12 protein-coding genes are annotated in these 13,122 nt (G+C 42.7%); 5 read left to right on the forward strand and 7 right to left on the reverse strand.

The window, feature by feature from the left end:
* Positions 1–47: 47 nt before the first annotated feature.
* Positions 48–1,877, reverse strand: a complete 1,830-nt coding sequence (argS, locus tag JMY05_RS09775) for an arginine--tRNA ligase (protein WP_201614951.1) — start codon at positions 1,875–1,877, stop codon at positions 48–50.
* 728 nt (positions 1,878–2,605) lie between these two features.
* Here argS and JMY05_RS09780 point away from each other — a divergent pair.
* Positions 2,606–2,824 (forward strand): DUF2788 domain-containing protein, encoded by a 219-nt coding sequence (locus tag JMY05_RS09780; protein ID WP_045448016.1) that lies wholly within the window; start codon positions 2,606–2,608, stop codon positions 2,822–2,824.
* Between the two features lie 155 nt (positions 2,825–2,979).
* On the opposite strand, the gene JMY05_RS09785 is transcribed toward JMY05_RS09780, so the two are convergent.
* Genes JMY05_RS09785 through cmoA form a run of 3 tightly spaced genes read right to left on the reverse strand, consistent with a single transcriptional unit; the run spans position 2,980 to position 6,059 of the window.
* Positions 2,980–4,113 (reverse strand): DUF1176 domain-containing protein, encoded by a 1,134-nt coding sequence (locus JMY05_RS09785; RefSeq protein WP_201614953.1) that lies wholly within the window; start codon positions 4,111–4,113, stop codon positions 2,980–2,982.
* A 37-nt stretch (positions 4,114–4,150) separates the two neighbouring features.
* Entirely contained in the window at positions 4,151–5,212 is a 1,062-nt protein-coding gene (gene cmoB / locus JMY05_RS09790) for a tRNA 5-methoxyuridine(34)/uridine 5-oxyacetic acid(34) synthase CmoB (protein WP_045448018.1), read from the reverse strand.
* Positions 5,213–5,258: 46 nt separating this feature from the next.
* Positions 5,259–6,059 (reverse strand): carboxy-S-adenosyl-L-methionine synthase CmoA, encoded by an 801-nt coding sequence (cmoA, locus tag JMY05_RS09795; protein WP_045448020.1) that lies wholly within the window; start codon positions 6,057–6,059, stop codon positions 5,259–5,261.
* A 203-nt stretch (positions 6,060–6,262) separates the two neighbouring features.
* Here cmoA and msrA point away from each other — a divergent pair, with 203 nt between their 5' ends.
* The 4 genes from msrA to JMY05_RS09815 all read left to right on the forward strand — a co-directional run bounded on the left by msrA (position 6,263) and on the right by JMY05_RS09815 (position 10,117).
* The gene (gene msrA / locus JMY05_RS09800) at positions 6,263–6,784 is read left to right on the forward strand and encodes a peptide-methionine (S)-S-oxide reductase MsrA (protein ID WP_045448022.1); all 522 of its coding nucleotides are present in this window, start codon (positions 6,263–6,265) and stop codon (positions 6,782–6,784) included.
* 172 nt (positions 6,785–6,956) lie between these two features.
* Entirely contained in the window at positions 6,957–7,610 is a 654-nt protein-coding gene (gene tmpT / locus JMY05_RS09805; RefSeq protein WP_045448025.1) for a thiopurine S-methyltransferase, read from the forward strand.
* 81 nt (positions 7,611–7,691) lie between these two features.
* The gene (locus JMY05_RS09810) at positions 7,692–8,405 is read left to right on the forward strand and encodes a DUF1499 domain-containing protein (RefSeq protein WP_201614955.1); all 714 of its coding nucleotides are present in this window, start codon (positions 7,692–7,694) and stop codon (positions 8,403–8,405) included.
* Positions 8,406–8,635: 230 nt separating this feature from the next.
* Entirely contained in the window at positions 8,636–10,117 is a 1,482-nt protein-coding gene (locus JMY05_RS09815; RefSeq protein ID WP_201614957.1) for a lytic murein transglycosylase, read from the forward strand.
* A gap of 118 nt (positions 10,118–10,235) precedes the next feature.
* Here JMY05_RS09815 and JMY05_RS09820 read toward each other — a convergent pair whose 3' ends face one another.
* The 3 genes from JMY05_RS09820 to murI all read right to left on the reverse strand — a co-directional run bounded on the left by JMY05_RS09820 (position 10,236) and on the right by murI (position 12,945).
* Positions 10,236–10,535, reverse strand: coding sequence for a hypothetical protein (locus JMY05_RS09820; RefSeq protein ID WP_045455583.1), 300 nt, complete (start codon positions 10,533–10,535; stop codon positions 10,236–10,238).
* Positions 10,536–10,812: 277 nt separating this feature from the next.
* Positions 10,813–11,811: a DUF4062 domain-containing protein gene (locus JMY05_RS09825; RefSeq protein ID WP_201614959.1), complete on the reverse strand. Its 999-nt coding sequence runs from the start codon at positions 11,809–11,811 to the stop codon at positions 10,813–10,815.
* 165 nt (positions 11,812–11,976) lie between these two features.
* Positions 11,977–12,945 (reverse strand): glutamate racemase, encoded by a 969-nt coding sequence (gene murI, locus JMY05_RS09830; protein WP_227678158.1) that lies wholly within the window; start codon positions 12,943–12,945, stop codon positions 11,977–11,979.
* Positions 12,946–13,122 lie beyond the last annotated feature (177 nt).

Below are 13,122 nucleotides of genomic sequence, written 5' to 3' on the forward strand. Positions count from 1 at the left end.
CTATACTCATACTACATGTTAGAAAGTTACTATATACTAGAAAAAAACTACATGTTAGATGGTGCCGACAACCCTAACAAACTAAGACCATTGGCCAATACTTGACGTACGGCTTTAGACAAACGCAAACGGGCTTGCATCAATTCCATCTCATCCAAGCTTGGTGTCTCACCTGAGGTCAAACTCACTGGCAAAATGCGATTACTGTCATACCAACCATGAAATAGCGCTGCCAACTCTTTAAGATAGTTGGTCAAGACATGTGGCTCATAACCCGTCGCGGCGCGTAATAATGTCGCTGGATATCCTGCTAATAATTTAATCAGCTCGTCTTCGTTTGATGCGCTAAGTAAGTTTTGATGTTCTAAACCAATCGCATCGTCTACCACAAGACTACTGTTCTGTAGCTTTTCTAATACTCGGCAAACACGGGCATGCGCGTATTGAATGTAATACACTTGATTGTCTTTGCTTTGTGATTTAGCCAGCTCCAGATCAAAATCAATATGCACTTCAGGCTTACGGGCGACATAATAAAAACGCGCGGCGTCGTTACCAACTTCGGTACGTAAATCGCGCAGGGTGACAAATTGACCTGAGCGCGAGGACATTTGCACTTTTTCACTGCCACGCCATAGTGCAACAAATTGCACAAGCACCACATCTAAACGCTCGGCATCAATACCAAGCGCCAATAAAGCGGCTTTTACGCGTGGCACATAACCATGATGATCGGCACCCCAAACATTGACCACTTTATCAAAACCACGATCAAATTTGTTTTTGTGATAGGCAATATCAGAAGCAAAATAAGTAGATTGACCATTGGCACGGCGCACAACACGGTCTTTTTCATCACCAAAATCGGTTGATTTAAACCAAATATTACCGTCTTTTTCGTACAGATAACCTTTTTCATCTAAGGTTTGCAAGACTGGCTCAATCTCGCTATCGATCGATCTTTCGCTAAACCAGCACTCGTAGCGCACACCAAAGTCATTTAAGTCATCTTTGATATCGGCTAAAATACTGCTCAATGCCGCATTTAAAAACAGCTCATAACCCTCGCCAAGCAAGGCTTTACTGTTAGCAATTAGGCCATCAATATGCGCTTCTTTGTCACCTGATAGCAATGTTTTTTCGCCGTCCGCATTAATCTCAAACTCCGCATCTGCTGGCACATCTTTGGCGATTGCTGCAAAGCTATGAACGTAATGATCACCGTGTTGCGCTTTTAACGTTTGGGCGATGTCACTGACATAATCACCTTGATAGCCATTGACTGGGAAGATTATTTTCTCACCGTTGCTTTCCAGATAACGCAAATAGGTACTGGTCGCCAAGATATCCATTTGACGACCGGCGTCATTGACATAATATTCACGCGTGACGTCATAACCAATCGCTTCCAGCAGGTTTGCCACGCTCATACCGAACGCTGCACCGCGACCGTGCCCAACGTGCAAACTTGACGTTGGATTGGCAGAGACAAACTCAACCTGAATTTTTTGCCCGTCAAACTGATCGCTTAAACCAAAGCGATCTTGCAAGGCAAAGATATCATCTAATACCGCAAATTTGGCTTCCGCATTTAAGAACACGTTAATAAAGCCTGGACCTGCGATTTCTACTTGGCGAATGTCTTGGTTTTTAGGCAGCGCATTGACGATTTTTTCGGCAAGCTGTCGTGGATTGACCTTGGCAGCTTTGGCCGCTGTCAGCGCGATATTACTGGCAAAATCACCATGGCTTAAGTCTTTAGTACGGGTGATTTGGCTATTATTTTGCCAATCGCTTGGTAACGTGCCATCTGCTTGTAGGGTTCGAATCGCATCATTAAATAGTGATGCAAGTGTATCAATTTGGGCTTGTGACATAAGGATTTGAACTCAGTTAAATAAACAACAAAAACGGTATAAAAATGTGGCGAATGCGAGCAGCCAATAACTGCCTATTATAATAGCGACCGACATTGCAGGGGATAAAATAATACAAAAAAGATAAGTAACCTGTAAATATAACAATCTTTGCCCTGCATTGCACCATTTGCACCAAAATTAGCACTAAAATCTTACGGTTATGACAGTTAACACTGATAATTTAGGTGACTAGGGCATGTCCTCATTTTAAAAATGGTGATAAAAAGGAGATAAGTTGCCGCTAATCAAGGAAAATAGCGCAAATAATATCGAGATATTGATAAGCTATTTGACGATGTTTGGCAAAATTTAGCCATTTTTAGCTCATTTAGATAGTAATCGCTTGAATTGCAGACACGCTCTAACAGACGCGTTGCCTGTGCTTTCATTCACGATAAGTCAGATTAAAATATTTTAAATAGATCAGCATTTAGCGCTGTTACCGATCAGTCAGCCCTGCAAATTGTAGCGTTACTGTTGTCTCATACTTAGCAGCAGTTTATACCTGCTCGCTTCCGCGTTATAATAACGGTTTGTATTGCTGCCTGCTTTTTTCTGACTTATTTTATGGATTACTGCTTATATCATGAATGGTGATACTTCATTTTGAAGGCAATTATTATCAAAAGATCCATAAAATAATAGAAATAAATAAAGACGGCGTTACTACTTTATAGGATTATGCCATGTTTGCTATTGCTGCCAGTACAGTTACCAGTTGGGGATTGTATGTTTTACTACCCATATTCATCGCCTTCTTATTTTTTATTATGTGGGATATCTCTAAAGAATCTCAAGCTGGGCGCGCGGGCACATTTTGGATTTTCTTAGCACTAGGCGCAGGGTTTGTGGGCTTCTTACTCAAGCTATTGTTGGAAGTCGCTTTTAAAAGGTGGTTAATATAATTTTTATATAATTAAGCCGTGTCTTCACTGTCAATGATAGGTAATAAATAACTCGCCTATCACTGTAAATAGACGGTTAAATAATCAATTAAAAAATGCATGGCTCATGACGGCTTCACTTTATAGTGTGTCAATCATTCCTATCAGAATATCACTCACTGAGCCTTGCTATCATTTTTTACGACTTCACTCACGTAAGTTGGTAAATCCCACGCACCACCAGCAAAACCGCGACACATTCCTGAGCTGGAATCTTCTGATTTGGCAAATGTTTGACCATTCCAAACCCATATCGCATGATTCCAGCAATCACCAATCCCACGGTCTTTATGCACAGCCCAAATCTCGCCATCAGAATAGTCATTGCCTGCGGTGGTGATTAGCTGCGAACTACGAGGGTTTGCGTTGTCTATAAGCCAATATCCATAGCTTTCATTATAGGCACCTTGCCAACAAAGATGACTGGCAAGCGTATGGGTGGCATCTACGGGTGTAAACGTCCAAGCCAACCTATCAGCACCATACTCTTGCATTCGTTGATACGCGTCGTTCTTTGGATTAACCAACTCACAGTCTCCCATATCATCTTCAGAGCCTATAAGCTCCTTGGCATCAATATCGACCCACTTATTTATATTCGCTTGAAGATAGGCCAATGTTTTAGCATCTAATGGTTTTTTATGTTTTTCGGAATAGGCGTAAGCTTGTTTAATGACAGGGACTGGTTTGGCTGCTTTAGGCGTTTGCCGATTTGGATTGTTTTTACTAACCAGTGCCAACGGTGTGCCGACGCGACCTTGTACTTCGTCAAGCTTGAGCAGCACGGCACTCATGCCTCTATCGCTAATAGACCAATTTTCATCACCCGCTCTTATCTCTATCTTAGTATTTTGACGCGAATGACTCAGAAGTTGCTGAGTTTGCTTGGCGGTTAAATCGTACGCAGAACCATCAGCATCTGGTTGTAGCATGCCTTGGTTTTTGCCATTTAACCACAGTTCAACACTATGGTAGGTTTTGTCTGAGGTTTCTGATAAAAACTGGATTTGGGCAATCGGCAAGGCTTTTTTTGGTATGACAGTTAATAAAATAGAAGCTGGCGTATCGAACATACTCTCATCTGCATAACCTGCTGCGCGACAAGTCAATGTATTATCACAAACCACTTGCCAATCGTCCTGCACAAAGCCCCACCCTTCAAATGGCGTACCATAGGCAGCATGAGCTGATATGGACGTCAATGGCAGCAAGCCCATCATAGCGCTGAGCAAAATCGTTAATTTTTTCACTGTCCATATTCCTTATGAGTGATACAGTACGCACGCGCTACTTTTTGGCAATCAAGGTCGCGCGCATCGGTGCAGGATACCCTTCCATGGTTTTAGTCGAGTCATTAGGATCTAAGAAGTCGGCTAGCGAATGATAAGTCATCCATTCCGTTTTACGTTGTTCCTCAATCGAAGTCACTGCTACATCCACGCAACGTACGTCTGAGAATCCTGCTTTTTCTAGCCAGCCTATCAATGCCGCGACTGATGGTAAAAAATACACGTTATTCATCTGGGCATAGCGGTCATGTGGCACCAGTACGGTATTGGCATCACCTTCGATAACCAAGGTTTCAAGCACCAGCTCACCGCCTTTGACCAACTGCCCTTTAAGCTGTTGTAAATGCTCAAACGGCGATTGGCGATGATAGAGCACACCCATGCTAAATACGGTATCAAATAATTGGCTATGCTCGGGCAAGGCTTCAAGTGGTACGGGGATATAATGCGTTCTATAGCTATCAGCAGCCCCGACAAAATGCCGAATCGCCATAAACTGATGATAAAATAAGCAAGACGGATCAATGATAATGACTGTATCCGCGCCAGCGCCAGCCATACGCCAGCCGTGATAGCCAGAGCCACCGCCCACATCCAATACGCGACGACCTTTTAAATCCCCCAAATGCGGTGTGACCCGTTGCCACTTCCAATCACTGTGCCATTCGGTATCAATCAATATTGGCGCGGCTTGTTGGTCTTCATTCTGACCACTATCAATTTGATTTTCGAGCTGACCACCAATTTGAAAAGGCCCTTTACGCCACGGCATGAGCTGCTTTAATAATGCCATTGTTTGTTTGCGCTGAGACTCACTAAGATTTGCCTCAATCGTCAGGACATCACTGTTTAGATCGACATTATTGACGGTTAATGTTGGCAAACGAGCGACTGACGCTTGATAAGCAGGTGCATGCGCGTAGTTGGCTTTGTCCTTGATATCATTTAACCATGTTGGCAAGCGCGTAAGCCATTCATAAGCACTCGGCTGCTGCTGGGCTAATTCTAGCAAGGTTAAATATAATGCGCGTTCGGCGTAGGTGATAGTGTTGTTAAGCATAAAAGCAGGTTACCGTATTGATCAAAAAACAACTGTGTTAAAAATATTATTTAAATGCCACAATAGAGACGAAGTTTAAAAACTGAAACCACGTCAGATGACGCTGAAAACCAACTTGATCTAACCGTGCATGATGCTCGTCTAAGGTATCAGTAATAAGCACGTTCTCTAGTGCATTACGTTTGCCGCTGATTTCCATCTCGCTATAACCATTGGCACGTTTAAAATCATAATAACGCTCAACCAACCACGCATCATATTGCTCATCAAAAGCATGGGTTTTTTCAGTTAATACCAGCATCCCGCCTTCACTTAACGCTGCATAAATTCTCTCTAATACTGCGACTCTATCGGCAGCTGGCAAAAACTGTAGCGTTAAATTCAAAATCACCATATCGCAGGGTTCAAGTTCCACATCGCGAATATCAGCGGTAATCACTTCGATGTCATGCTCAGGATAATTGTCACTCAATAACGTGGTCGCTTCGGTCGTCATCGCTGGTGAAATATCAATCGCTTTAATCTGCAAGTCTTGCGGCTCAAACTCACCCGCCAACGTCATGCTTGCTGCGCCAAGTGAACAGCCCAAATCATACACTCGACTGACGCGCTGACCATTGTCACCCTGTTGACGATACTTACAATGACGTCGGGCAAATATGGGTAACATCGCTAGCACCTGACCATAACCGGGTACACTGCGACGAATCATATCAGGGAAACAAGCCACCACTTGCTCATCAAAAGAGAAGCGCGCTGCTTTATCAAGTGGCGTGGTAAACGGTTTGTCAAATAGGGTGTCGTGTTTAACAATAGCAGGCTTAGATTGACTCATGGTGTGACTCATTTTGTGATGATAGAACTTAAATTAGGAGATAATTGATGGTCTTGCTTGTCATTATTAGCTGAAAGCGGCACGACGTAGCAAAAGCCCATTATAACATTACTGTTTGTTACTTATCGCAGTCAGATGCCCTGCTAAGCTAAATACGTATTGCTAAGTAAAAAACACTTGGCTCGCATTTTATATTTATAAAAATAGGAAAGATTATGCAAACCATTATTTTAGGCGGTGGCTGTTTTTGGTGTACCGAATCGGTATTTTTATCCGTAAAAGGTGTGCAATCTGTCGTCTCAGGCTACATGGGCGGTGACGCTGTTTCTGCCAACTACGAAGCGGTCTGTAGTGGCAATACAGGGCACGTTGAAGTCATCAAAATCGAGTTCGATGACTCTATCGTCCCGTTAGAAGTGATACTTGATGTTTTCTTTGCCACCCATGATCCCACCACAATGGATCGTCAAGGCAATGACGTCGGTAGCCAGTATCGTAGCGTGGTCTTTTATACTGAAGAAAATCAGAAACCAACGATTGACCGCACTATCAACAAACTGCGCGATATGGGCGTCAATGTGGTCACCGAAGTACATCCAGCTGTTGAGTTTTATCAAGCAGAAGAGACCCATCAGGATTTCTTTAATAAGAATCCAGGACAAGGGTATTGCAACTTTGCCATACCGCCAAAGCTTGCCAAATTGCGTAAAGAGTTTAGTCAATATATGGTGAGCTAAACCACAAAATGAAGATATTTTTTTATTTAGAATAAAAAAATATTTCAGCATTTTATTATAGCCAAACGCTTATTGTACGAGCGTTTGGCTTTTTAACATCTTTAGCATTCTCACTCAAACAGTTATGATAGAAACAACTCAAATATAACCCTCAACGAATAAAGGCGAAGGTATGAACGCTGAATTTTGGCACAGCCGCTGGCAAGAGAAACGCATTGGCTTTAATCAGTCTGCGGTGAATCCATTATTAATAAATTACTTTAAGCAGTTAAACCTGCCAGCTGGTAGCCGTGTCTTTGTTCCTTTATGTGGTAAATCGATTGATATGGCTTGGCTGTCAGCGCAAGGCTACGACGTCGTAGGCGTTGAATTGGTGGAAACAGCGATACAAGAATTCTTTGCTGAGCAGAATATCTCCCCTGCTGTGCACCAGCATGCAGACAATCCAGCCATTAAATACTATCAAGGTCAGTTGTCAGGACAAACCATTACCTTATGGGTTGCTGATATTTTTGCACTGTTATCTGAGGATATCGGATCTGTAAAGGCGGTGTATGATAAAGCCGCATTGATTGCGCTGCCAGAAAATATGCGTACGAAGTATAGCGAGCATATACGTAAAATAAGTGGTCATGCACCACAATTTATCATCACTCTCACTTATGACCAAAGCAAAAAAGCGGGACCGCCGTTCTCTATCAGTAGCGAGCAAATACAGCAATATTATGGCGATAACTATCATATCAGCGAACTGACGAGTGAACCTACTTCTATAGGATCGGCACCTGAGCTAATGGTCACGGAGCATGTTTGGCTGTTGAAATGAGTGGTTAATAAATGAAATGAGTCGTTAATAAAGCCGTTTGCGTAGTGATTAAGCAATACTAAATTATGATGGAAAAATTGAATGAAAATATTAGTTGGGCTGATAAGTTTAATCTCTATTTTGCTAGTCACACTCGCAGGTCCGCTGTACAAGTTTGGCTTAGTCGATTTAGCGACTGCGTTTGCAGGGTTTAAGTTTGGTGTATTTGCTGGTATCGCAGCATTGGTACTATTAGTCATACAGCTTTTATTTAAACGAGACACGGCTAGCATTGGTAGCGTATTAACATCAGCAGCGCTTGCTATCATTGCCATTGCTATTCCACTAAGCATGATGAATAGCGCCAAAAATGTACCGCCCATTCATGATATTTCAACCGACCTAGTGAATCCACCTGAATTTGTGGCCATTGCCCCACTGCGCGCTGATGCACCAAACCCAGTTGAGTATGCAGGTGTAGAGACTGCAACGCAGCAGCGCGCCGCCTACCCTGAATTACAAACATTACGCTATAGCCAGTCAAAATCTGAGTTGGTTGAGGCAACCAAACAAGCCATCGATAATTTAGGTTGGAAGCTTGTCAATATCGATGCTGACAAAGGCGTCATTGAAGCGACAGATACGACTGCTTGGTTCGGTTTTAAAGATGATGTTGTCGTGCGTATCACGGATAACAGTAGTGAACGTCTAGTAGATATTCGCAGTAAGTCAAGGGTTGGTGGGAGCGATTTGGGAAAAAATGCGGCGCGTATTCATGACTTTATTAATGAGTTGGATGGGGTTTTGGGGGATTAGTTGGGTTTTGAATGAAGTAGAAATGATTAATTGGATTTTTTTAGCACTTTATCCATTTTAGCCTATCTACCCTAAACCCTCTCCTAACGTCACGCCACCGTCAATTTATAGTAACAGCTTACTTCGATACCTTTTCTTTACCCATGAGATTGGTTACTCTAAGTCCATACTGCACCAATCCGCTTTGCTTTCTCTTTTAATAACTATTTCAACGTTTATAGGATATTTTCATGCGTTTGACTCCAGTTTCTACTTTATCGTTACTCAGCCTTGCTGTTGGGCTGAGTTTTGCTAGCACTGCTCAAGCAGCCAAACCACCAGCACCAAACTTATCTAATGCCGAGTTTCAACAATGCTTAGACGGTCTAAAAAACTCTAGCAAATTTCGAGGGGTTGATGGCTCTACTTTTAATAACTATCGCCCTAGCCAGCCTGATCCTAGCGTGATTCAGTCATTGAATTATCAGCCAGAATTTCAAAAAGACGTTTGGGATTATTTATCTTCGCTGGTCGATAAAGAGCGTGTAGAAGATGGCATCCGCGCCAAGCGTCAATGGGCGGATACGCTACGTCAAATTGAATCACGCTATGGCGTCAAAGCCGAGCACGTACTAGGTGTATGGGGTGTTGAGTCAAACTTTGGGCAGACATTAGGCAAAAAACCTTTGTTTGAGTCTTTGGCGACGCTGTCTTGTTTTGATCGCCGTCAGAGCTACTTCCAAGGCGAATATGCCAATGCACTAAAAATCGTCCAAAACGGTGATATCGCGCCAAGTGATATGACCGGCTCATGGGCAGGCGCTTTTGGGCAAACGCAATTTATGCCAAGTACCTTTTTAGAGTTGGCAGTTGATTTCGATGGTGATGGTCGCCGCGACTTGGTCAACAGTGTGCCTGACGCACTAGCCTCTACCGCAAACTTCTTAGATAAGCGCGGCTATCGCACGGGCGAGCCTTGGGGCTACGAAGTCAAGCTGCCCAGTGAATTTTGGGCAGCGTCTGACCGTAAAAACAAGAAGTCTATCAGCCACTGGCGCAATCAAGGTATCACGCTCGCCAATGGCAGTCCATTGCCAAACGATTTGAGTAGCGCTGGGTTACTATTACCCGCTGGCAAAGACGGTCCTGCTTTCTTAGTTGGTAAAAACTTTGATACGTTTTATTCTTATAATGCGTCAGAAAATTATGCATTAGCAATCGCCCACTTATCAGACTTAATCACCAAAGAGGACAGCAGCAAAACTGACTTTGTCACGGCATGGCCTACCGATGACCCTGGTATCAGTCGCCAGCAAGCCAAAGATATCCAGCAGGCGTTATTGAATGCGGGTTACGATATTGGTGGTGTTGATGGCATTATTGGCGACAATACCCGTATCGCGATTCAGCAATACCAATCTAGTCGTGGTATCTTACCAGCGGATGGCCGCGCAGGACAAAAATTCTACCGCGCCATCATTGGAGATGCTGGAAACACAGCCCCGAAAAGTACGCAATACGGCAATCAATACAGACAGCCGTCGAATAGCCAGCCTTTAAACCCTGCCTCTGCTGATCGCATGGGACAGTTGATTCAGCAGCAAACGAGTACTCCTAATACTTACTCAACGCAGCCTTCTGCACAATCACCTACCTCTGGTAACACACGCTATCGCCGTGTCACTGGTAGCGACGGTGTGGTAAAGCTCGTTCGTGTTGACGAAGGTTCTTAATTAGTTAATGTCTGTTAATTATTACTAAAATAAAAAGCCACGTTAATAATAGCGTGGCTTTTTTATAACATGAATTTTCTAAACGAATTTTATATATAACTACTTTTTTTAATTAAAGTTAAACGATCGGTGGTGGGTTCGGTTTACCATTGTCACCATCCCAGTTCTCACGTGCTTTTTCATCTAGATCAGCAGGTGTTTTTGGTTCCCACTTGCCGTTTTCTTTCCAAGTAGCATCGCCCCAATCAGCATCTTCTTCTTTTCTGTCCAAGTCTTTGTAAGCTTGGCTAGGGTCGATACCGCGACGTTTCATGTCCGCTACTTGCTCTTCTAGTGTATGAAACTGCTCGGCAGCATGCATAGATTCTTCTAAGCCATCAAGCTCTTTTTTTAATGCATCGTTTTTAGCGTTACTCATCAGGTGCTCTCCTTAGTCAGTATTATTATGCGATTTATATACATTCGATTTGTATGTATACAATATATAAGTCAGTAATTTTAATATAAATAATGTATTTATTATCAATCTCTGATTAGTCTTAATATTACCAGTCTTAAATGGATTCACAACCGTTGACGCGTATGCTTTGTATTACAAAACGTAGTCACAGCCACACGTGTGCTCTTTACAGCAGATAGGCTACTGACTATTTTGAAATGAGGAAGGCAGGAATATTATTAGTGCAAAATACGAATCATTGGGAGTTATGATGGACTTCGTTCAATAGATTTTTTGCATGAAAGGTCAACTTCCAAAGTTCTTGCGAGACGCGAGTGCCATAGGTTGTGAGCTGTATCCAGTTTGCACCCACTAGCTGACGTTGTAGCTGGTTCAAATCATCTTGAGAAATTTGGCAGCGCGAGACGGCATGGACATTCGGCATCTCTTTTTTGATGTCTTGCTCAGCTTTTGACGCTATCAAGCGATTCACAGCATTTTGCAAGCCATAGCTCGAAAAGGTCGCTGGTATTTTCATCAAGGCGATCAATATCTCTTGCCATGTTAAGGTCAAGGGTCTGGTAACATCGGTTAGGTTGCCACCTGCATAAGCTTGAGCACTATATTGAATATCAAAAGCTTCTAGCAATAGAATAGGCTTACTCACATCATCAGAGACGAATTCATCAGCAGGTGGGCTATTTTCCTTTAGCGTTTTGTCAGTAGACAATAGATCTGCAAACCGTTCCGCCACGGTTTGCTTGCTAAATTTAATCATTTCCTCATTGGCTCTCAGCCATCCACCAACGACCTGATGATTGGTCACTGCGTTATAGTAAGCTTGTACAAGTAATGGCTCAATATCCGTTTCTGTATCATAATAATATATCGTATTGTCCTGCCGAGTTACCGACTTAATAAATTCTTGCAGTTGACGACTGATACTCGCATCTGGATGATGATTTTTGATTAAGATGATTAACGGTTTGAGCTTGGCTTTGGCATTCAAATAGCTCAAATGCATTTGGCTAACGCCATTCCTTTGCACGGTGCCATAACTGTCTCCAATGAGCATCAGTGCATAATCGCAGGAGTCGATACATTGTCGACCATATAGCGATGCTTTTGGCAATTGGCTCGACACATCATAGGTCAAGAAAGCCCGCGACTGAAAAAATATCGCCAAGCTGTCCAAGACCAACAATTGATCATTGTCAGCGCATATGATGTGAATATGATAGCGACGGTTTGGCACAATCACCTCTAAGCTTAGGTCATGACATAGAATAATATGATATAAAATAGAGCACAAATATCTTGTGTTGCACAGCCTAGCATAATCTTATAAAAATAAGCTCAATTTATTTTTAATATATCAATATTATGGTTATGGGTTTGATATAAACACCTTTAGCTGCGCCTATTCAGAACAGTATTGCAAGATGGCGTCTTTGCCAAGCAAACGCGCTATTAAAGTACCCAGTTTATCATCGAACTTAGTCGCATAAAAAATCAATGGCGGTCGAATGACAACTTTTGTTTTGTCAGTTGTTTCTAAACAATGATCATCTGGGGTATTGTCAACCAATGCAGACAGCTGGTTTGCAGCCAATAGCTGCTTAACTCGCTCAGCAATGGCTTGTCCAGAATCAACGACCTGCATCGCCAATTGCTGCTGAGCAATCTCATCTAACAAAAACGTTTTGAAAAATGGATAGTGCGTACAGCCTAGTACCAATTGATCAACGCCATCATGAGCAAATAATGTGAGCTGCTGGCGTAATCTTAAAGCAGTATCATCCTGCTCTGGCATTCCCGCCTCTACCCAAGGTACCAATTGCGGATCAAAATATTTGGTCACTACCGTATTGTTGGGTTTAGCAAAGTGATCGATGACCTCATTAAGCAATGTGCCATTCAAGGTAGCCTTAGTCGCTAAAACGACCACGCGACCAGTTTTGCTCGCCGATATGGCGGGCTTTAGCGCCGGTACTAATCCGACGATAGGCAGTTGCGGATAACGCCGTCTGGCTGTTTCCAAAGCATAAGCTGAGGCGCTATTACAAGCAATAACAATGAGCTTGCAGCCCTGCTCATACAGCCAATCAACGGCGGTTAAAGTCAACGCTTCAATATCGGCGCTATCACGATTACCATAAGGCACATTTAAGGTGTCTGCATAATAGACATAACGCTCGGCAGGCAACTGCTGTGCCAAATGTAGATAAACAGACAGTCCACCGACACCAGAGTCAAACAATCCGATTGGCGCATTGCGCTTTTTATTATTTATAACTGTACCAATATTCGTTTTATGGATGTCAGCTTTAGCATTAGTTGTACTCTCGACATCCTCAACATGTTTACCATCAAAGCTATATGAGCGCATTTTCACCCTATTTAAGCTATTACTTGCAGCAATATCCATCACTACTCTACTGCCATTTTTATATACATATTGTCATCCTTATGCTGTTTGCTGTTTGCTGTTTGCTGTTTGCTGTTTGGCATACTACAGTAATTATCTGGTAATTTATCGCTATAGTCGGTTCAATATAATTTGGAT

It is taken from the genome of Psychrobacter sp. JCM 18902 (assembly GCF_904846615.1).
Lineage (GTDB): Bacteria > Pseudomonadota > Gammaproteobacteria > Pseudomonadales > Moraxellaceae > Psychrobacter.

Excerpts from the sequence above, each read along its gene's own strand:
- JMY05_RS09810 (WP_201614955.1), top strand. The coding sequence starts at position 7,692 with ATGAAAATATTAGTTGGGCTGATAAGTTTAATCTCTATTTTGCTAGTC.
- tmpT (WP_045448025.1), top strand. The coding sequence starts at position 6,957 with ATGAACGCTGAATTTTGGCACAGCCGCTGGCAAGAGAAACGCATTGGC.
- JMY05_RS09780 (WP_045448016.1), top strand. The coding sequence starts at position 2,606 with ATGTTTGCTATTGCTGCCAGTACAGTTACCAGTTGGGGATTGTATGTT.
- msrA (WP_045448022.1), top strand. The coding sequence starts at position 6,263 with ATGCAAACCATTATTTTAGGCGGTGGCTGTTTTTGGTGTACCGAATCG.
- cmoB (WP_045448018.1), bottom strand. The coding sequence starts at position 5,212 with ATGCTTAACAACACTATCACCTACGCCGAACGCGCATTATATTTAACC.
- murI (WP_227678158.1), bottom strand. The coding sequence starts at position 12,945 with ATGCGCTCATATAGCTTTGATGGTAAACATGTTGAGGATGTCGAGAGT.
- cmoA (WP_045448020.1), bottom strand. The coding sequence starts at position 6,059 with ATGAGTCACACCATGAGTCAATCTAAGCCTGCTATTGTTAAACACGAC.
- JMY05_RS09815 (WP_201614957.1), top strand. The coding sequence starts at position 8,636 with ATGCGTTTGACTCCAGTTTCTACTTTATCGTTACTCAGCCTTGCTGTT.
- argS (WP_201614951.1), bottom strand. The coding sequence starts at position 1,877 with ATGTCACAAGCCCAAATTGATACACTTGCATCACTATTTAATGATGCG.
- JMY05_RS09820 (WP_045455583.1), bottom strand. The coding sequence starts at position 10,535 with ATGAGTAACGCTAAAAACGATGCATTAAAAAAAGAGCTTGATGGCTTA.